The 20,000-nt window shown below is 45.4% G+C and carries 15 protein-coding genes; 9 read left to right on the top strand and 6 right to left on the bottom strand.

Translation table 11 applies throughout. The features are described from left to right. The first annotated feature begins 227 nt into the window (after window positions 1-227). From EKG38_RS18615 to EKG38_RS25375, 6 genes are all read left to right on the top strand, one after another. Window positions 228-3,053: an alpha/beta hydrolase family protein gene (locus EKG38_RS18615; RefSeq protein ID WP_185826903.1), complete on the top strand. Its 2,826-nt coding sequence runs from the start codon at window positions 228-230 to the stop codon at window positions 3,051-3,053. Window positions 3,054-3,184: 131 nt separating this feature from the next. After that, the gene (locus tag EKG38_RS18620) at window positions 3,185-3,844 is read left to right on the top strand and encodes a MarC family protein (RefSeq protein WP_126521861.1); all 660 of its coding nucleotides are present in this window, start codon (window positions 3,185-3,187) and stop codon (window positions 3,842-3,844) included. Between the two features lie 127 nt (window positions 3,845-3,971). Next, a complete protein-coding gene (locus EKG38_RS18625; protein WP_126521863.1) occupies window positions 3,972-4,451 on the top strand; it encodes a methyltransferase family protein in 480 nt (159 codons plus the stop codon). Between the two features lie 3 nt (window positions 4,452-4,454). After that, window positions 4,455-5,054, top strand: coding sequence for a GNAT family N-acetyltransferase (locus tag EKG38_RS18630; RefSeq protein ID WP_126521864.1), 600 nt, complete (start codon window positions 4,455-4,457; stop codon window positions 5,052-5,054). A 389-nt stretch (window positions 5,055-5,443) separates the two neighbouring features. Next, window positions 5,444-7,378, top strand: a complete 1,935-nt coding sequence (locus tag EKG38_RS18635) for a radical SAM protein (RefSeq protein ID WP_126521866.1) — start codon at window positions 5,444-5,446, stop codon at window positions 7,376-7,378. Between the two features lie 451 nt (window positions 7,379-7,829). Further along, the gene (locus EKG38_RS25375) at window positions 7,830-7,964 is read left to right on the top strand and encodes a hypothetical protein (RefSeq protein WP_281277007.1); all 135 of its coding nucleotides are present in this window, start codon (window positions 7,830-7,832) and stop codon (window positions 7,962-7,964) included. 29 nt (window positions 7,965-7,993) lie between these two features. Here the strand turns inward: EKG38_RS25375 and EKG38_RS18640 are convergent, their stop codons facing one another. From EKG38_RS18640 to EKG38_RS18660, 5 genes are all read right to left on the bottom strand, one after another. Then, window positions 7,994-8,407 carry a DUF3192 domain-containing protein gene (locus tag EKG38_RS18640; RefSeq protein ID WP_126521867.1) on the bottom strand — a complete coding sequence of 138 codons (414 nt, stop codon included), beginning with the start codon at window positions 8,405-8,407 and terminating at the stop codon, window positions 7,994-7,996. Window positions 8,408-8,587: 180 nt separating this feature from the next. Beyond that, complete coding sequence (gene xni, locus EKG38_RS18645) at window positions 8,588-9,355, bottom strand: flap endonuclease Xni (protein WP_126521868.1); 768 nt, start codon at window positions 9,353-9,355, stop codon at window positions 8,588-8,590. Between the two features lie 111 nt (window positions 9,356-9,466). Continuing rightward, the gene (ppnN, locus tag EKG38_RS18650; RefSeq protein WP_126521870.1) at window positions 9,467-10,819 is read right to left on the bottom strand and encodes a nucleotide 5'-monophosphate nucleosidase PpnN; all 1,353 of its coding nucleotides are present in this window, start codon (window positions 10,817-10,819) and stop codon (window positions 9,467-9,469) included. Window positions 10,820-10,928: 109 nt separating this feature from the next. Next, on the bottom strand, window positions 10,929-12,485 hold the full coding sequence (locus EKG38_RS18655; RefSeq protein ID WP_126521872.1) for a GGDEF domain-containing protein: 1,557 nt from the start codon (window positions 12,483-12,485) through the stop codon (window positions 10,929-10,931). Window positions 12,486-12,626: 141 nt separating this feature from the next. Next, window positions 12,627-14,783, bottom strand: coding sequence for a tetratricopeptide repeat protein (locus EKG38_RS18660; RefSeq protein ID WP_126521874.1), 2,157 nt, complete (start codon window positions 14,781-14,783; stop codon window positions 12,627-12,629). A 230-nt stretch (window positions 14,784-15,013) separates the two neighbouring features. Between EKG38_RS18660 and EKG38_RS18665 the strand changes: the two genes are divergently transcribed. Then, entirely contained in the window at window positions 15,014-16,810 is a 1,797-nt protein-coding gene (locus tag EKG38_RS18665; RefSeq protein ID WP_126521876.1) for a M61 family metallopeptidase, read from the top strand. A 65-nt stretch (window positions 16,811-16,875) separates the two neighbouring features. Here the strand turns inward: EKG38_RS18665 and rdgC are convergent, their stop codons facing one another. Further along, window positions 16,876-17,787, bottom strand: coding sequence for a recombination-associated protein RdgC (gene rdgC / locus EKG38_RS18670; RefSeq protein WP_126521878.1), 912 nt, complete (start codon window positions 17,785-17,787; stop codon window positions 16,876-16,878). A gap of 291 nt (window positions 17,788-18,078) precedes the next feature. Between rdgC and EKG38_RS18675 the strand changes: the two genes are divergently transcribed. Continuing rightward, a complete protein-coding gene (locus tag EKG38_RS18675; protein WP_126521880.1) occupies window positions 18,079-19,038 on the top strand; it encodes a porin in 960 nt (319 codons plus the stop codon). A gap of 268 nt (window positions 19,039-19,306) precedes the next feature. Next, window positions 19,307-19,996, top strand: coding sequence for a phosphate regulon transcriptional regulator PhoB (gene phoB, locus EKG38_RS18680; RefSeq protein ID WP_126521882.1), 690 nt, complete (start codon window positions 19,307-19,309; stop codon window positions 19,994-19,996). Window positions 19,997-20,000: the final 4 nt, after the last annotated feature.

Raw genomic sequence — 20,000 nt, forward strand, 5'->3', positions numbered from 1 at the left:
ACACGGTAGTATGACTTGGAATTTGTTTTTATTGTTCACAGCTTTATTTTAAACACTTTTAAACAATTTTTACAGAAAATAGTGAGCAATCTCACATTTTTTTATATAGTGGAACTTGCAATAAACAAGGCTTATGACGATGATTGATCGTTAAAGGTTAAAAAAGTCGACTTTAGTCTAATAAGGCTCGGGGCGGCGTTAACAAAATAAGAAAAATGAGGAAGACCTTGAAGTCACTACCCATAGCATCTTTTATTCTTGCATCGGCGAGCCTACTCACCGCTGGAGCCTACGCTTCATCCCCCTCCAGCTCTCATTCAATTGTGCCTGATGACATTATGCATTTTGAATCATTGAAGAAACCTGTGGTTTCAGATTCGGGCACTATGTTGGCCGTCGAGGTGGCACCCGATCGGGGTGATAGTCATGGACTGGTTAAAAGCCTGACATCGTCCAAAAAGTTTACTGTAGATGGCGGCTCTAAGCCTAAAGTGAGCCGAGACGGTCGTTTTGTTGCTTTTGTTGTTAAAAATTCGTTACTCGATTCTGAGATGGCATCAGCCAAAGAGAAGAAAAAGCTCAAATCCGGCATGGTGTTACTCGACACTACATCCGGAAAAGAGACTCGTTTTGAAAGAGTTAAGACTTTTGAGTTTAATGAAACCGGAACACACTTGGCCGTTTGGTTTGAAGCCGAAGAGAATGAGGGTGATAGTAAAAAAACCGATAAAAATGCCGACAGTAAGAAAAAAGAGCAGAAAAGTAAGCAGGAAAAGGTTGATAAGTTCGACAAGGGAACCGAGTTTCAGCTTATTTCGCTCAAGAATGGCTATAAGCAAGGTGTTAAAAATGTTACCCGCTTCTATTTTGATAAAGTAGGCAAGCATCTGGTGCTGGCAAGCAATGATGTGAAATCGAAAAAGCATCAACTGGTATCAATTAAACTTAATAGTAACGAAAAAGAGATTGTACGTCAGTATAATGACCAACAGGTTGGTGAGGTATCGCTGAGTGAAGACGGCCGATACATCGCCTTCACCCATGGCGTGGCAGCAAATGCACCCTATGGGCGTGAATATAAGTTGTCTCTGCTTGAGATAGCAACGGGAGTCGTTAAACCTGCACCCGTTAATGATGAGTGGAAGCTTAATCGTTATACCACATTGAGATTCTCACAAGACAGTAACCGACTCTTTTTTGGACGGGTTCCCCATGTGAGCCAACAGCTTGAGATCAAAAAGATTGAGAATCAAGCCGACCTCTTTAACGAAAAGATAGTCACTGGTCAGCGTGAACTGCGTATCTGGCACGGTGATGACGCACGTATTAAGCCCAATGAGGTAAAACAGTACAAGAAGGAGCAGGAACGGACCTATTTGGCCGTTTTACATCTGCAGGGAAATAACCTTGTGCAGTTAGCCGATGAAGCGGTGCCGGACATTGAGCTGCAGGAGCAGTCACGATTTGTTATCGCCAGTTCAGATATTCCCTATCGTAAGATGATCACCTGGGCCGGTTTTTATCGGGACTATTATTTGGTCGATCTTAATACGGGTCGCAAAATTCCATTTTTGACTCAGCAGCCCACAAATGAAGCGCCAAACCTCTCTCCTAAGGAGCGATTTGTCTCTTACTACCAACAAGGGCAGGTATATCTTTATCAGATCTCCCAAGATCGCAGACATAATCTAACCAAAGATTTGAAGGTCTCTTTTGCCGATGAGGACCATGATTATCCCTCTAATGCCCCGGGATATGGCTTCGGCCCCTGGCTTGAGAACGATGCCGGTCTATTGGTTTATGATAAATATGATATCTGGCAGATGAATACCGAATCTCTGGAGGCGTTCAAGCTAACGGCGGGTAAAGGACGTAAGCAGGGGATCCAATATCGAGTCACCGGACTCGTCGAGGATGAGAATACCCCCGATGTCTTTGCTATCGATCAGCAGGTGCTGCTTCATGGTTATAACGAGAAGACCAAAGGTGACGGTTATTATCAGGCAAAAATTGGTGTCTCCGGTGTGACAACCTTGATGGAGGGGGATTATAAGATAAAACCTCTCGCACGCAGCAAAGATTCCAACACCCTAGTGTTCTCGAAAGAGCGCTATGATCTGTTTCCGGATCTCTATACCGCTGAGTACTCAGCGCCACAGGCTGCGACCCGTCAAACCGACTTGGATGCTCAGAAGCGTAAATTTAATTGGAGTCAGTCTGAGCTGGTTCACTGGACCAATGGCGATGGACAGCCGTTAGATGGTGTGTTGATTAAGCCTACAAACTATGAAGAGGGCAAGCGCTATCCGGTACTGGTCTATTTCTACCGTTTTATGAGTGACCGCTTGCATGCCTTTCCTCAGATGAAACTCAACCATAGACCTAACTTTGCCTGGTACGCCGATAACGGTTATGCCATCTTCCTGCCGGATATTCGTTTCGAGGTGGGTTATCCTGGTGCAACTTCTGTTCAGGCATTGACGTCTGGTGTGCAGAAGTTGATCGAAATGGGTATCGCAGATCCCGATGCTGTCGGGATCCAGGGACACTCCTGGGGCGGTTATCAAACAGCCTTTGCCGTCACTCAGACTCATATCTTTAAGGCTGCGGTAACCGGGGCTCCGGTCTCTAACATGACCAGCGCCTATAGCGGGATCCGTCATGGTAGTGGTTTGGCTCGTCAGTTCCAGTATGAAACCGGACAAAGCCGAATTGGTGAGAGTCTGTTTCGAGCGCCGCAGAAGTATATTGAAAATTCGCCTGTTTTCTATGCTGAGCGTATCAAGACGCCTATGATGATCATGTTTGGCGATAAAGACGATGCGGTGCCTTGGGAGCAGGGAATAGAGCTTTATCTCGCCATGCGCCGTGCGGGTAAAGATGTGGTCTTTTTGCAATATCAAGATGAACCACATCACTTGAAGAAGTATCCGAATAAGCTCGATTACAGCATTCGTATGATGGAGTATTTCGACCACTATCTGAAAGGCAAACCTGCACCTGCCTGGTTAACTCAGGGTGAGGCGTACACCGAATATAAGAAGGCCGACTAATTAGGCTGAGATTTTTTGCCAAGATAATAAAATAAAAACCGAGTTTATTACTCGGTTTTTTTATGGACAAGGATTGTTTTATGGTAAATATTGGGACCTTTGGGATCACTTTTAAACGGAAGAGGTAAAACATGGATGGACTCTGGTTGCATCTTGGGACCGTTTTTATGGGGTTCTTTGCCATAATGAACCCCATTGCCAATGTACCGATATTTCTGGGGTTAACCTCTGAGGAGGATGAACAGACGACGAAAGCGATCGCCTTCAGAGCACTCCTGCTGGCATTTATTATCATCACTGTTTTTGCTCTGCTGGGGCAGTTTATCTTCACCCTGTTTGGTATATCCCTGTCTGCCTTTCGTATCACAGGGGGATTTCTGGTTTTTTTAATTGGCTTTCATATGCTACAGGGCAATAATTCCAGTGTGCATCATCCTGATAGTGCTCAGGTTGAGGAGAGTAAAGCTAAGAGCGGCGATACGCAGAGGGAGGCAGCATTGAGTATTGCGGTTTCCCCGCTGGCGCTGCCCATACTCGCCGGTCCCGGCACCATAGCGACGGCGATGAGTTTCTCTGCTGTAGGGGGCGTAGCCGAGATGCTGATCACCATAGGCACCTTCGGCGCCCTATGCATAGTGACGTATCTGTTCTTTATTTTTGGCGGTAAGCTGGTCAATTACCTGGGGAGTGCGGCGCTTGGCGCCATTACCCGGATGATGGGACTGATCTTGGCCGTCATAGGAACCCAGATGGCCATAGAGGGCATAAAGGGCGCATTTGCTATCGGGTAATACCTACGATGAAGCGTAACCTTTAACTGTCATCGGAACCCTGATGATGATAAAGAGGATCAAAGGCGCGTTTGCTATCGGGCAACGCCGGCTCATCGCCTATCAAACTTAAGTCATGGAGAAGCATATGGAGAGATTTATGGAGAAGGATCTGAAAGGGGCCGGAGTTAAAATTCCCCCGCCGGTTATTTTTATCCTGTTTATGTTATTGGCTCATGCAAATGAACTGTTATTTCCCATCGGGATAACCTTTGCGCCAGTGATAACCTATATTGGACTGGGCTTGGTTATGGCGGGCCTTATTTTACTGCTCTCCTTGCTGCTCCAGTTTAAGCGTGTAAAGACCGCTATAGAGCCTTGGCAGCCAACTTCATCGATTATTAAGACCGGGCTTTATAAATATTCAAGAAACCCCATCTATCTGGCCTTGTGTACCATCCCCGTTGGTCTCGGTCTCTATTTCAGTCATGTTTGGTTGATCACCAGCGTGATCCCATCGTGTATCGGTATCTATTATGTGGCCATCAGGCCGGAAGAGACCTATTTAACCCGTAAATTCGGTGATGAGTATATTCGTTACCAGCAACAGGTTCGCAGGTGGTTTTAATCTATGTTTACGATTCCAAGAATTAAGACAAAGCGAACCATGCTGACTATTTTGCAGTATTATGAATATCAACTATTAATCGATTATTACCAGAAAAACAGCGCCCATTTAGCCCCATGGGAACCAGAAAGGGAGCCTGATTATTTCAATCCCACGAAGGTAAAGCGGAGGCTACTTGAGAGTAATGAGCTGTTTGCGGTTGGCGGAGCGGTGCACTTCGTTGCATTTGCATTAGATGAGCAAGCCTGTTCCGGTAGCGACGAGAACCGCAGTGAGATCATTGGTGTCTGTAATTTTACTAATGTTATCAAAGGATCTTTTCAAGCCTGCAACTTAGGCTACTCCATCGCCGGGGATCATCAAGGCAAAGGCTTAATGAAAGAGATCTTAACGGCTGGGGTTGACTACATCTTCACCGAGCTTAACCTGCATCGCATTATGGCTAACTATATTCCGATTAACACACGAAGCGGCCAGTTACTCTCATCACTGGGGTTTGAAGAGGAGGGAGTGGCGAAATCCTATCTGAAGATTGCCGGGCAGTGGCAGGATCATCGACTGACATCAAAGATAAACCCCGAGTACTGTGACAAAGGGCTCTGACACAGCGCCATCTCTATTGACGGAAAGGTCCCTATAGCTTCGGCCGTGACAAACAACCTCCATGTTTAAATGCCAGTTCGATATCCCTATCTCTCGCTCGGAGAGTTTCACTATGTGAAACCTCGCCATGCCGCCAACGCCCCCCTGCCGCATCTACACCTTAGTGTTTCCCTCTTCGAACTTAGTTTTATTGACAAACATGATTTCAACAATGCGCCTTGAATTGGATTCGCTGAGGAAGCTCTGAAACCTGCACTTTGAAGTAGAATGGGTATCGTTCATTTGTTAGAATCCACTCCTATTTTATGGCAACTGTATTTGCTGCCACACTCTGTTCGTACTGACTGTTTCGCACTGAGCATTCAAGTTTTACTATTTAAAGGCAGGCTATGACCGTTCTTCTAATGACTCCTCCTATGACCCAGCTGAATACGCCTTATCCGGCAACAGCCTATTTAACGGGTTTTTTACGCTCTCGAGGCTATGAGGCGGTTCAGCGAGATCCTGCTATTGAGCTTTTCCTAGAGATGATGACAGCGCCTGCGCTGGAGATCATTCGTCAGCATGTGGAAGAAAACTTCGAGCACCTTGAAGATGATGAGCTACCAGATGTTATCTTTAATTTTCTGGCTGAATTTGACCGTTACCACCAGACAGTTGAGAGTGCTATTCGCTTTTTGCAGGGCAAAGACCCAAGCCTTGCACTGCGTATTAACTCTCGCCGCTTTTTACCCGAAGGCCCAGCGTTTGACGCGATAGCTCAGATGGAAGAGGTATCCGGCGATGTGTTGCAAGCGGCCTTTGGCAATTTAGGTGTACAAGATAAAGCTAAATATCTAGCGACGCTGTTTATTAATGATCTCTCAACCGTCATTACTCAGGGGGTTGATCCCTACTTTGAAGTGAGCCGTTATGGTGAGCAATTAGCGGCGGCCAACCCAAGCTTTGACAACCTCTACGATACCTTGATGGGCGAACCTAGTTTCAGCTCGGAAATTTTGGAACAATTGGTCGAGCAGTATCTGGAAGAAACTCAGCCTAGCGTAGTCGCGTTAACCGTGCCTTTCCCCGGCAATATGCTAGGCGCCCTGCGTATTGCGCAAACCTGTAAAGCCATCAATCCCGGTATTCCCATCGTAATGGGTGGTGGTTTTATCAATACCGAGCTGCGCGCGCTGAAGGACCCTAGAGTATTTGAGTTTGTCGACTTTATCTGTCTGGACGACGGCGAACGTCCTTTTATCACGCTGCTGGAGTACTTTGAAGGACAGCGTGAGATAGACTCACTGATGCGAACCTATCTCCTCGCAGAGGATGAGAATGGGGAGGCCTACGTACACTTCAATGAAAATACAGAGCTCCAGGATATCCCACAAACTGATGTCGGTGCACCGGTATATGATGGCCTGCCACTGGGGGAATACCTCTCTTTGTGTGAAATGCTCAATCCGATGCACCGCATTTGGAGCGATGGACGTTGGAATAAACTGACCATAGCTCATGGCTGTTACTGGCGTAAATGCAGTTTTTGCGATGTCAGTCTGGACTATATCGACCGTTTTGATGCGGCTGGCGCCGACGTTCTGGTGGATAGGATCGAGCAACTAATCGAAGAAACCGGAGAGACAGGTTTCCATTTCGTAGATGAAGCCCTACCGCCAAAGCTTTTGTTTGCGATGGCAAAGCGGCTCATTGAACGCAATGTGGTGATCAGCTGGTGGGGCAATATCCGTTTTGAGAGGACATTTAGCCAAGCGCGTTGCCAGTTGCTGGCAGACTCCGGTTGTATCGCTGTTAGCGGTGGTCTTGAGGTGGCATCAGATCGTCTATTGAAACTGATGAAAAAGGGCGTGAGTGTTGAGCGGGTCGCACAAGTAACCAGATCCTTCAGTGATGCAGGTATATTGGTTCACGCCTATTTGATGTATGGCTTTCCAACACAAACCGAGCAAGAAACCGTTGATTCGCTGGAGATGGTGCGTCAGATGATGAAGCAAGGTTGTTTCCAATCCGCCTACTGGCACCGTTTTGTGGCCACGATTCACAGCCCTATTGGCATAAATCCTGAAAAATTTGGTATCACGCTTGCTGAGCGCCCTGAGATCTTATTCGCTGAAAACGATGTGGACTTCACCGATCCAACCGGTACGGATCATGAAATGCTTGGCGAGGGGCTGCGTAAGGCGATCTACAACTATATGCACGGTATTGGCTTTGATCAGCCGATGAGCTTCTGGTTTAACCAACCTGTTGCACGCACTAAGATGAAAAAAGACCTGGTATCAAAAGCAATTAATAATCTCATCGCCAGCAATGAAGAGTGATCAGTAGTTTGGAGCCATCAGCTGTTAAAAGCCATCAGCTGTTCAATCATTAGAGTCAGGTGAATACCAATAGATTTAATCTATAAAAAAGGTCACTTTCTTTTTCCTGAAGAAAGTGGCCTCATACCAATCGGTATAAACAGGTGATCGCTCAGCGACAGTTAACCGGGTCACAGTTAACCGGGTCAGAGTAAAATTTAGCTGTGTATATAACCCTGTGTCATTTTCGAAAACAGAAATAACATATGATCCAACCTTTGGCTCAAGCTTTTGCATGTCAAAATGCTATGAAACCAGAGTTGACGAAATCACGAGTCAACTCACTTTGGGGCAAAAGTGAGTTTAAAAGCTTTAGCAACATAGCCAAACCGGAGAGAAAACCTTCTTGTGAACAACCCAGTGTAGATGCGTCTGCGAGCTTCCAAAACATGGACGTTTTGGTAGAGCCCACATGGAAGTGTTCACGGCGACTCGCAGAAGTATCTGCACATTCAGCTCACCGCAGGCGTTAGATAACAATGAAGGTACGACCTTCAAACAAACTATCCAATACCAACTTAGCCAGAAGCTAAATCAGAAAATGTAATCAGCCTTCATTCGAAGGCTATCAAGCTATCAGATGTCGTTATTGCTACTGTTAGTGATACTAGTATTATTTGGGGTCAGATACTCTTGGTAGGAAGCATCTCCCCAGGCGATCAGTTTTTGATCTCTGAACAGTAGAGGCGTGCACTCATCTCTGGTTGTTTCACCATCCGACTTGGTATGGTGAGTTCGATAGAAGAGTACCTGTAATGTCGACTCGTTAGCCATTTTTGCTTCGGAGAAATCCGCCTTCCCCATAAGCGATTTTATCTGTGTGATTGATTGGCCTATCGATATTTCTGTCAATTTTGCATTGATGTAAGCCTGTCTGTCTTCCCAGTCCATCTCATCTACAGTGGGCTCATAGACGAGTACCACTACGGCAACAAAGGCGAGGTAAGCAGCAAAAATAGAACCGACTATAACGGGGAGTTTAGATTTCATTGGTACGACTGATCCTTGGTATTAACGCAAACAATTTCGATTTCAGACTAACACTCACTAACTCTTACTAATATAAATCATAGTAAATCATAAATCAGTCAGATGTAATAAGATACCCTCTCAGCTGTAGTTGGTGAACTACAAATAAGTAACTTAATGTTTACATTCGTCGGGGGGAGGCTATGCATTCGGATTAGGTAGCCTGAACTGGCTCAGGTTTATATTCAGCGGAATATCGGTCTGCAGTTGAACTAATTTATAACTCAACCTTGCCATCTGTTTGCCAGCTTCGAGTTTCTTAGCTTGCTTGGCCCCAATTTTATCCAGCGACGCATAGATATTGGCCAGTGAACGAAATGTTCTTAACAGCTCGATGGCTGACTTGGGCCCAATTCCTGGCACCCCGGGTATCTTGTTTCCGCTATCACCGGCTAAGGCAAGATAGTCGATAAACTGTGAGTGCTCTACACCCAACTTCTCCTCCCTCTCTTCAATCGTTATGTAATGCTGATTGAAATGATCCCACCTTTGAATATAGGGATCACTGAGTTGAGTAAATCCCTTATCGGTGGATACTATGATGGCCTTGCCACCATTGGCGACCAATTTACTCGCTAAGGTCGCGATAACATCATCGGCTTCTGATGCCGCATCAATTGAGTTAAAGCCTTGCGCTGCAAGGTATGACTTAAGGGCTGGTAGGGTGTTTGACAAGGCTTCCGGCATAGGCTTGCGGCCTTTCTTATAGTCCTCAAAGAGGTGTTTTCGCCATGACAGTTCATCACCATCCCATACGACTGCAACATGGGTTGGCTGGTGGTATTTAACCAGCTTCTTGCAAGCCGAGCCTACCCGAATATCGAGTCCATTTACGTCGTTTTCATTGGGTTGTGCCGCATGCATTCGGCGAACCAGGTTCATGCCATCAATTATTAAAAATGTGTTCATCGTGCCTATTTTTCAAGTGAGTTAAATCAGATGCTGTGGCTGTTGAGATAGGTTATTGTCATTTTATCAATCAGGCCATCGGCCTGCTCACTGCCGATAGCCTAATATAGGCTAAGTATTGATTTTGTAACAGGGGACGTATTCGGTTCCCGGTAACTTCATTCTTTGCTGTTTAACGAATTCACTCAATAGCTTATCCAATAATGCCATCAGGTTGGGATCGCCTTTTATTTCAAAGGGACCCTCTTTCATCACACTCCTGATGGTTTCCATTTTAACATTACCGGCGACAATACCGGAAAAGGCCCTGCGGAGATTCGCCGCCAGTTCGGCCTTATTGGATTGATAGTGTAAGTTCAGATTCCCCATCATCTCGTGAGTCGGGATAAAGGGGAGTTGAAATTCCGGCTCAATCTTGAGCGACCAGTTGTATTGATAGGAGTCTCCGGAGACTTTACGATGATCTTTTATCACATCCATGCCATGGCTCATGAGCCTTGCTACCCGAACCGGGTCATCGATGACGATCTCATATTTGCTCTGGGCCTCATCACCTAACGTTGCGGCAATAAACTCATCGATTCTCATGAAGTATTCGGCACTCTCTTTAGGCCCTGTTAATACTAACGGGAAAGGCATCTCCTCATTTTCTTTGTTAAGCAGTATGCCTAACAGATACAACAGCTCTTCGGCCGTCCCGGCGCCACCGGGAAAGATCACTATGCCATGTCCGAGCCTGACGAAGGCTTCTAAACGTTTCTCAATATCGGGCAGTATGACAAGCTCATTGACGATCTGATTTGGCGGCTCAGCCGCAATAATGCTTGGCTCCGTGAGTCCGATATAGCGTGCCTGGCTGATGCGTTGCTTCGCATGACCAATGGTCGCGCCTTTCATAGGCCCTTCCATGGCTCCGGGTCCGCAACCCGTGCATATATTCATCTCTCTCAGACCAAGCTCATACCCTACTTCTCGGGTGTATTGAAATTCGTTGGCATTGATGCTGTGTCCACCCCAACAGACCACAACGTTTGGATCTTCGAAGGGGATAACCTGTCCATTACGTAATATGTCGAAGACAACATTAGTGACGTGGCTGGAGTTCGTTAAATTAATGTGTCTGAGGTTTTCATACTTATCACTGAGATAGACAATGTCTCTCAGTACGGCAAAAAGGTGCTCCTGAATGCCTGCTATGATCTTGCCATCGACGAAGGCTTCTTCCGGCGGATTTACCAGTTCGATTTTAATGCCGCGTTCACGGCGTAAGACATTAATATTAAAGCTACTGAACTGTTTGAAGAGGTCTTCGGCATTATCGCCCTGAATACCCGAGGCGAGTACTGCGAGGGAACAGTTGCGAAAAAGTTGGTAGAGCTCGCTTTTGGCACTTTGTTTGACACGATCGACTTCGAGTTGAGAAAGCTGATCCATGCTTCCTCTTGGGCTTACTTTTACTATCATAGCAACTCCTTGGCAGTGACCGGAGTTCAAGGATGTGTTGTAAGGGCACCTTTAACGAGAGGTGACAAGCCTGATTTTCTATATAGAAAGCGTGTTAGATAAAATTGGCTTACACGTCGATGATAACTCTGTCTCTGCTTTCATGTTTAGCTCGGTAGAGTGCTGCATCGGCTCTTTCAAACGTTTCATTGATAAGCTCATTTTCTAAAATTTGTGCAGCACCTATAGATACTGTAACTGTAATTCTCTGATTTTTAAACTTAAAAGGAATACTTTTTACTTTTTCCCTTACTCGGTTTAAAAGGTGATCAATATCTTCGGCATTGACATCCGGGATGATAAGTACGAACTCTTCACCACCGTAACGTGCTACAAACTCTGTATCTCTGAGTGAGTTTTTTAGTGCCATTGCAATGACTTGCAGGGTTTTATCACCGGTACTGTGACCAAAGCTGTCATTGATGGTTTTGAAGTGATCGATGTCGGCGACAGCAACCCACAGAGGGAGTTTTTGGCGCTGAAAATTACGAAACTCTTGATCCATTCTCTCTTCGAGTGCCGCACGGTTAGGTAGCTGAGTTAATGAATCGAGCAGGTTGAGCTTCTGTTGCTCGAACAGACGCTCCTTGTAGGTATTGGCTTCTTTACTTAGGTCATTAAGCTCTTTACGCATCGTCTCCATCGACTTTCGAAGCAGTGTCTGTTCGCGTTCTTCCAGTGCTTCCTTGCGCCCCAAGGCGGTGCGAATAGAGGCTAGCTGCTCCGTGACCTGAGATTTAAGACTATGAATGTCATCGATATCAATAATGGCTTCACCGACATCATCAACTCTTGAGTTTATCTCACGGTTTAGCTGTTTCTTTAACTGAAAACTGCGTTGGGTATTGTTGTATGAGTCGGTGACGACTTCCCTGACCGCAGACAAGGCATCATTGAGGGCGAATAAAAACTCTTGAGAAGCCGATTTTTCACGTGCAATATTATCAAGGAGTAGAGACAGAATGACTTGATAAGAGTCGATTAAGCTATCGACTTCGATCTCATTAGAGAGGGTTTCTTTGATAACGAGTACTTGATCACGCTGATCTTTTCTAAATTCTACCTCGGAGATCATATGTGCCAGCTCATGGGCCAGCTGTCTATGCTTAGGCAGAACAACGAGCTTATCACCTTGAGCTAGCTGCTCTTGTAATATGCTTTCATAAAAGCCAACCAGTTGTTCTACTTTCGGGATATAGTCCCAAAATGTATGAAAAGGCTTGGCGAGATCTTTCTTATAGTAGTTGATCTCTTTCTTTACTTTATCCGGTACCGACTCAACCCTTTGGATCTGTCTGATGACGCGAGACAGGCTAGCACGGCTATCTTCGAGTTGTACCATGACATGGTTGTACTGTTGCTTAAGTAGTTGCTCTACTTCAACAAGCTCAGGGAGGGATTCTTCGATATTGTCAGCATTGCAGAGCTGGTGTCTCAATTTGGCCAGTTTATTATCTAACTCAAGGCTTTGTCCTTTACAGGCAAGGCTCAAGTGACCGATAAATTGCAGAAGTGTGTGCAACTTTTCATTGTTCTCTTCTGTCATGTCATCGAGAGCAACCTTTGCAGAATGGAGCTTTTGCTTTAATAAGCTAAGTTGAGATGTGCTCGCCATCGAATCCTTCATTGATAATCACGTCCTACTTGGTCCAGACAAAAAGTGAGCGATACTTGGATTTTAACTCAAATAAGTAACATTCATGGTATAGCAATCCCTTTGGAGTGCAAATCTCATTTGTGAAATCGAGAGATATACTAACCATTTTAATCAATTTATTTCAGAATGCTGAAATTTCAGATCACTTTCCCATTTTGGCCACAAGATCTGCTTTTTATCGCCATTGGTCTCGACTTTGAGCAGCCCTCTAACAATGCCTTTTTCCAGGTGCAGATATAAAGGGGTTGAGAAGATGGCCGATGGGGCAAAATTAAGAGCCTTTAGAGTAACAAAATAGTCTTTATCTGTCCCTAAGCTGAACGCTGCCGCTAACGTCATCTGTGCGGCGCTAAAGTGAACCTCTGGAGTGAGTTTTATTTGAGGGTCTGTCAACAAAGGCATCGGAAGGTAGCCCATATGAATGCTGGTGCTGCCATAAACGTTGTCGATTGCTACCCTGCATTTTTCAAGTAGTAGTCCCGCTTGAATAGGCTCTCTGACCGATATGACAAACAATCCGGGTCTTACCAGAAAAACCTTACCTGAAAAACAGCTGGATATGGCTTCCATCTGAATCTTATTGATATTTGAATTATCCTCAAGCCCTTGATGTATGTCGTTATTCATCTGGCTTGTCAAGGATATCAATGCGATGGCTTTAGGCTTATCTGTTCGATGAGCATCAAGCTCCTCGATGAAGCCTCTGTAGCCTGGGAGTGCGCTGACAGGCTCCTGTCTATTGGTTTCATTAGCAAGTGCCAGGTCAGTTGATAATATTTCCCTCATTCGCCATTGATTAAAAGAGAACAGGGAGATTAATATCGCAGCAATCATCACAGTGATAAGGATTATTCGTGAGCGTTCCAACTGCTTATTGAGTTCACTTTGTTCTCTCTTGATTTGATTTAGCTTAAGCTTTAATTTCTGCTCGGCAAGGATCGAAGGTGTATAACTTTGCTTGGTTGCCACCTTTTCCTGTTCCATTTGACTCAGGGCTATCAGTTTATCTGTGAGGTTAAATGCCTCGTCATACTGCTTCAGCTCCCTTAAGGCCTTAACGGAATACTCGAGCGCTTCAATCTGTTCCTGTCTGAGAGAGAGGGCTTCGGCTATGGACAGTGCAGATGTCGCGTGCTTACTTGCCAGCTCCCACTTTTTATCTGCCACAGTAACTTGAGCGATTAACAGATCACTATAGACTTGATAGTGTTTACTTTTCCTTTCAACGAAAAGCGCGTTCGATTTAAGTAAGAAATCCAACGCAGTGACGCTATTACCACTGTTAAAGTAGGCTTCACCCAGATTATGAAAGTTTAACGCTTGAGCCGTAACATTTTGGTTTTTTAAGTCGAGTTGCTGAGCATTCAGGTAATAGTCAATGGCTTGATTCCAGTGCCCTTGGTTCGCATGTATCATGGCGATAACCGTCATACAATTAGAGCGGTAGCCGTTTTTTTCTAGCTTCTCAAAAGCCTGTGCGGCTTCATGAGCATATTGAAGGGCATCATCCCAAAATTCTAATTCACGATAAACCCGGGCGAGTTGAAGTTGAAGATCGGCTTTTAAAAAAGGCCTATCTTGCCTATTCGAGAGCCTCAAGGCCTCGCTGTAATGCTGTACTGCTTCGGTAAGCTGGTTAAGTTTATTGTAATAGCTTCCAAGAGATGCTTCGGCTTGGGCAATAAAATAATCGTCCCTGAGTTGATAGGCCATCTCCCGATATTTGGTCAGATAAACCAGTGCTGGTTTATCCTGTCGTATGATTCTGTTTATATTTCCCAGATTGTCATAGGCGAGTAGTTTCAGCAGCTGAGACTCGATCTCTTGTTCGGGTAATATGGTGTTAATTGATTGCTCGTAATGTGGTATTGCTTTTTTGTAATCGCGAGTGCTTCTGGCTATGTAGCGCCCCGTTAACATCTGAAGGTAAGCTTCGTCATAGGTTGTAGTGCCTATGACTTCGAGTAGTTTGATCAGGGATTCTGCTTTTGTGTATTTATGCTTTTCTTTGATGCTGGTGTCCAGATACAGGCGCGCCAGTAACTGCATCTTCTGTTTTAACTCTTCAACGGTATAGCCTTGCTCACTCGAAATTTTGCTAAATTCGGCACTGGTCTTGGCCAGGATAGGTAAAGATACTGATGCGAGCACCTCTTCAAAGAGCTGGGTCGGCGCCTCTCTGAACTTTATTTCAATGGCTTTATGATCTTGAGCGTAGGCTAAAGTACTGAATAAAAAGAGAGTGATTGCAATAAGAATGGTGCGCATAGAATATCGATACCTCGCCCTCTTAATAGGGACTTGGGGTGTTATAGCTACATATACCAAAACGACCTCGAAATGAAGGATTCAACATTTTGAAGTAGCTTGGGTATTTAATGGCTAATATTGTTTTGTTGCAACTTGTGTCGAACTGCCTGATAACAGAAATTCGAATGTTATACTCGCAAGTCGAATATTCTTAAAATAAAAAACAATAATAACAGAAGGAAGCAAGAGTGAAACCTGTTGTCCCATTGATTTTAACTTTTAGCGGATTATTTTCTGTGGCCTCTCAAGCCGAAGTGAGTTACCAAATCGATCTAACCCAGCCCCTGCACCACAGTGCGAGCGTGGAGGTTAATTTCCCCAAAACGAGTTCGAGTCATTTTACCGTCAACTTACCTGTTTGGCGTACAGGCAAGTATCAAGTATTGCCTCTGGCCGATGGGATCAGATCCTTTTCAGCCAAGGATGAAGCGGGTGAGCGACTACCCGTTGTTCGTATGGCGACTGGAGAGTGGCAAGTTGAGTTAACTCAACCAACAGCGGTTTCAGTGTCATATCAGCTACATGCTAATCAGCTGGGAGAAAGAGTTGCACACATCGATGCGACTCACGCATTTTTGGATGCCAGCGGCGTGTTTGTTTACAGCCCCGAGTTTAGAGATGAAGCGGTAACGGTGTCGATGCAGGTGCCTGACCGTTGGCGAAGTTATTCGGGGATGGCCAAGGGTGAGCGAGCACATTCGTTTGTTGGCAGCAGCTACGATGTATTAGTCGACTCTCCAATAGAGACTGGGATAAACCATCATAGGGAGTTCACCGCCGATGGGCGTGATTACGAACTCGTTGTCTGGGGAGAGGGGAACTACGACCTTGATAAGATAGTGGCTGATTTGACCAAGCTTAGTGGTCAAGCTAACGCAATTTGGGAGGGATATCCTTTCGAGCGTTATCTCTATATGGTCCACGCCACCAGCGGTGTCAGTGGGGCTACCGAACACCTAAACTCGACGATTATTCAACGTCCCAGATTCAGCTTTCGAGAACGAAAAGATTATTTAGGCTTTATTAAAACAGCTTCCCATGAGTTTGTTCATACCTGGAACGTAAAGGCATATCGCCCAGATGGATTGGTGCCTTACGATTACCAAAAAGAGAATATGTCTGAGCTCTTATGGTTATCCGAAGGCTCTACCAGCTATTTTCAGAGTCAGCTACTCCTTCGCGCCGGGGTGATCACGGTGAAGGAGTTTTTTGAAGACTTGGCCAAACGTATTGCCAGAAATGAGTTAACGCCGGGTCGAGAGGTCCAGTCTGTTGCCGAGGCGAGCGTCAGTCAGTGGGCCAGTGGCGATGGGGATTATGCCATTAACCACAGTGCTAATATCTACTCCGAAGGTTTTCTCGCCTCATTGGCCCTCGATTTTTCTCTCATAGATGAGTCAGGCCTGAAGCACTCCTACAGAGATCTGCATAAAGCACTCTATCGTGAGCACAGAGTGCCGGCAGGCTTCGATGTATCAGATGTGCTGCAGATATTAATGAAGTTGACCGGCGAAGACTATGATGCCTGGTGGCAAGCACATATCAATTCGCCACTGAGTATCGATTTTCCTCCCTTGCTGAAAAAAGCCGGGTTAAAGATGGATTACTCAAAAGACTCGAAAAGCGTCGCATATACAGGGATGAAACCAGACTCTTCGCTTATTTTGACTCAAGTGTTGAGGGGGAGCCCTGCATGGAATGCCGGGATTGTGGTTGGCGATGAGATTGTTGCCGTCAACGGCCTTAAGGTCACGGCGAAAGGTTTCGATGCGCGCATTAAAGACTTTAAAGTCGGCGGCCAAATTGAAATAACCCTGTTTAGTGATGACCGGCTTAAATCTGTGCTCTTAACCTTAGGCGAGCAGCAAAGTGGGCAGTTAATGCTTACTAGTGTGAAAAAGCCAAGCCGTAGTCAGAAGGCCTTCTTTGAGGCTTGGTTAGGTATAGATTGGCCTTTCGATAGAAAGGGAGTGATAAGGTCTTGAGTTAATTGAGTTAATTGAGTTAATAAAAAAGGCGCCTCAGGCGCCTTTTTTAGAGCGGTAAAGTATTAAATACTGTCTTCTACGCCGCCAAGTACTTCGACTAACGAGTTCATCAAGGCGATAAGCTCACTACCCATTAAGGCAAAGTCTGCATCTAAGCGTGCCATAGGATCTTCTGTGCCGACCTCATCGTTACCCGCTCTGAACTCTTCAGAGAACTTCAAACGTTTAATCCCGGCGTCAGATTGCAGCAGGAATGCGATAGATTGACCGAAATACAGGGCCAATTTATGGACTTGCTTACCCACTTCAAGGTGAGCGAGTACTTCAGCTTCGGTGAGATCTTGCTGCTTAAAGCGAACGATACCGCCTTCATCTGAGTCTGTTTTGAGTTCGGCTTCATCCTGCATGATAAAAGGAGCCGGAGTCGAGTTTTCTTTTAACCATTCGGTCAACTGAGTCTCGATTGGGGTCTTAAAACTCAGTGGGATGATAGGAAGAGAGCCTAGGGCTTTACGTAGCAGAGCCAGTAACTCTTCAGATTTAGCCGCACTGGAGCTGTCGACGAGGATCATCTCAATTTCGGGAATGATCAGTGCACGGATCTGGCTGCGTCGAGTGAATGCACGAGGAAGTAGAGTCATGACGATCTCCTCTTTCATGGCATCTTTCTCTTTCTTAGCCAGTTTGCGATCTTCCTCAGTCTCAATTTGAAAGACTTTTTCTTCGAGTGCTTCTTTTATCACCTGTGAAGGAAGGATCTTCTCTTCCTTAGTCGCACAAATTAGGTGCCTTTCACTGGCACTGTGGACCAGTGTTTGGCCTTGTTTCCCAAGTGCATTGGAGAAACCGAATTTGCTGATGTCTTGGCTTGAGCATGGAGAGAATGTGAAGTCTTCCAATGACTTTTCAAGAGCTTCTGTATCAACAGAGAAAGGTTTATTAAAACGGTAAACAGTCAGATTTTTAAACCACATAATAAGCGCTCAATCAAAAATAAAGGCGCAGTGTAAGCCATTGTCCAGCTCGGGTAAACCGCAAAAATATTATCAATAAGGCTATGCTGAGCATAATTCATGAAACTGTCATATTCGAGATGTTGCTGCTGTATCCCTTGGTAGGCAAGGCTTTTAAAGGTATCGCAGCTTGATTTTCGATATTTATTAACAAAATTGAGTGGAGTTGAAATAAAACTGAAACAGAAACATTGCAAACTTTCGGCCGTCCAAACCAATAACCAAGACGAACTGATACGTCGAAAGGATTTAATGATGAACGTTTTCTGTAAAACTTTACTGGCATCTGCTCTTGCTACTGCAACTCTTGCTACTGCAACTCTGGCTTCTGCACAGGCTGCAGAACCGCTCACTGTATACGGTAAATTGAACGTAACGGCTCAGTCTAATGATGTCGATGGTGATGCTACAACAACGATTCAGAGTAATGCCTCTCGCTTCGGCGCAAAGGGGACATTTGAACTGAGTAATTCTTTGGAAGCTTTCTACACTATCGAGTATGAAGTTGATACCGGTGATGATACGAAAGAGAACTTCAAGGCGCGTAATCAATTCGTGGGTCTTAAAGGTAGCTTTGGTGCCGTGTCTGTAGGTCGCAACGACACTATGCTAAAGCAATCACAGGGTAAGATAGATCAATTCAACGACCTTTCCGGTGATTTGAAAAATCTATTTAAGGGTGAGAACCGCCTGGCTCAGACAGCCACTTATATCACGCCCTCTTTCAGTGGATTTAAGCTTGGTGTCACGTACGCAGCCGAAGGCGATAGCGACCAGCAAGGCCAGGATGGTTTCAGTGTTGCGGCCATGTATGGTGATGCCAAGTTAAAGAAGTCTCCTGTCTATGCATCGATTGCCTATGATTCAGATGTCAAAGGCTACGAAATTGTTCGTGCAAGTGTACAGGGCAAAATTGCGGGTCTGAAAATTGGTGGTATGTACCAGCAGCAGGAGAAGACCTTCGACGACGGTCAAGCCGTATCTAATGACAGTGATACTGGTTACCTCTTGAGTGCGGCGTATAAAATTGAGGCGGTAGTCTTGAAGGCTCAGTATCAGGATATGGAAAACAAAGGCGATTCCTGGTCTGTTGGCGGTGATTACAAGTTAGGTAAGCCGACTAAGCTGTTTGCCTTCTACTCGAACCGTGCCTTTGAGGGCGATGAGAATGATGATAAATTCTTCGGTCTGGGTCTGGAACACAAGTTCTAATTTCAAATCCCAGCGATATAATTTCCATCTGCACTGTTCAATATAAAAGGAGGCCTCGGCCTCCTTTTAGCGTCTTTGTCTGCTAATTAATCGATGCGATTGCCGGAACTGTTTTGCTGCGAAAATTTTAGTTCTTCATGTGCGACAATGTGAGGGTTTTATGACAAGTTACGCCGCTTTATGACAATATAACGCCTGTTGATCATAATTTTGTAATATTACTGACCAATAATAGACGCGTGAACATTCATCGGATAGAAGATCGCATATGACTGCTAGGATATTAATTGTTGAAGATGAGTTAGCCATCAGAGAGATGCTAACCTTTGTACTGGAACAGCACGGTTTTACAACGACTGCTGCGGAAGATTTTGATTCAGCACTAGACATGCTGTCAGAGCCTTATCCCGATCTGATTCTATTAGATTGGATGTTCCCCGGGGGAAGTGGTATTCAGTTGGCTAAGCGCCTGCGTCAGGATGAGTTTACCCGTCAGATCCCGATCATCATGTTAACGGCAAGGGGCGAGGAGGAGGATAAAGTCAGGGGACTCGAAGTGGGTGCCGATGATTATATAACCAAACCATTCTCTCCCAAAGAGCTGGTGGCCAGAATAAAAGCGGTGATGCGTCGCAGTTCTCCAACAAGTTTAGAGGAGGCAATCGATGTTCAGGGGCTTATGCTGGATCCCACCAGTCATCGAGTGATGGTGGAAGATCAGGTATTAGAGATGGGGCCAACCGAGTTTAGGCTGCTGCATTTCTTTATGACTCATCCTGAACGTGTTTATAGCCGAGAGCAGTTACTCGATAATGTCTGGGGAACCAATGTCTATGTAGAGGACAGAACGGTAGATGTACATATCAGGCGGCTTAGAAAGGCTGTCGAACCTTCGGGGCACGACCGACTGATCCAGACTGTTCGTGGTGCCGGTTATCGCTTTTCCACGCGTCTCTAGTTTT

The sequence above is a fragment of the Shewanella canadensis genome (assembly GCF_003966225.1).
GTDB classification, from domain to species: domain Bacteria; phylum Pseudomonadota; class Gammaproteobacteria; order Enterobacterales; family Shewanellaceae; genus Shewanella; species Shewanella canadensis.

Bases quoted from the DNA above. Each gene is read 5' to 3' on its own strand.
- EKG38_RS18620 (WP_126521861.1), top strand. From the start codon at position 3,185: ATGGATGGACTCTGGTTGCATCTTGGGACCGTTTTTATGGGGTTCTTT.
- EKG38_RS18625 (WP_126521863.1), top strand. From the start codon at position 3,972: ATGGAGAGATTTATGGAGAAGGATCTGAAAGGGGCCGGAGTTAAAATT.
- EKG38_RS18630 (WP_126521864.1), top strand. From the start codon at position 4,455: ATGTTTACGATTCCAAGAATTAAGACAAAGCGAACCATGCTGACTATT.
- EKG38_RS18635 (WP_126521866.1), top strand. From the start codon at position 5,444: ATGACCGTTCTTCTAATGACTCCTCCTATGACCCAGCTGAATACGCCT.
- EKG38_RS25375 (WP_281277007.1), top strand. From the start codon at position 7,830: ATGGAAGTGTTCACGGCGACTCGCAGAAGTATCTGCACATTCAGCTCA.
- EKG38_RS18640 (WP_126521867.1), bottom strand. From the start codon at position 8,407: ATGAAATCTAAACTCCCCGTTATAGTCGGTTCTATTTTTGCTGCTTAC.
- xni (WP_126521868.1), bottom strand. From the start codon at position 9,355: ATGAACACATTTTTAATAATTGATGGCATGAACCTGGTTCGCCGAATG.
- ppnN (WP_126521870.1), bottom strand. From the start codon at position 10,819: ATGATAGTAAAAGTAAGCCCAAGAGGAAGCATGGATCAGCTTTCTCAA.
- EKG38_RS18655 (WP_126521872.1), bottom strand. From the start codon at position 12,485: ATGAAGGATTCGATGGCGAGCACATCTCAACTTAGCTTATTAAAGCAA.
- EKG38_RS18660 (WP_126521874.1), bottom strand. From the start codon at position 14,783: ATGCGCACCATTCTTATTGCAATCACTCTCTTTTTATTCAGTACTTTA.
- rdgC (WP_126521878.1), bottom strand. From the start codon at position 17,787: ATGTGGTTTAAAAATCTGACTGTTTACCGTTTTAATAAACCTTTCTCT.
- EKG38_RS18675 (WP_126521880.1), top strand. From the start codon at position 18,079: ATGATGAACGTTTTCTGTAAAACTTTACTGGCATCTGCTCTTGCTACT.
- phoB (WP_126521882.1), top strand. From the start codon at position 19,307: ATGACTGCTAGGATATTAATTGTTGAAGATGAGTTAGCCATCAGAGAG.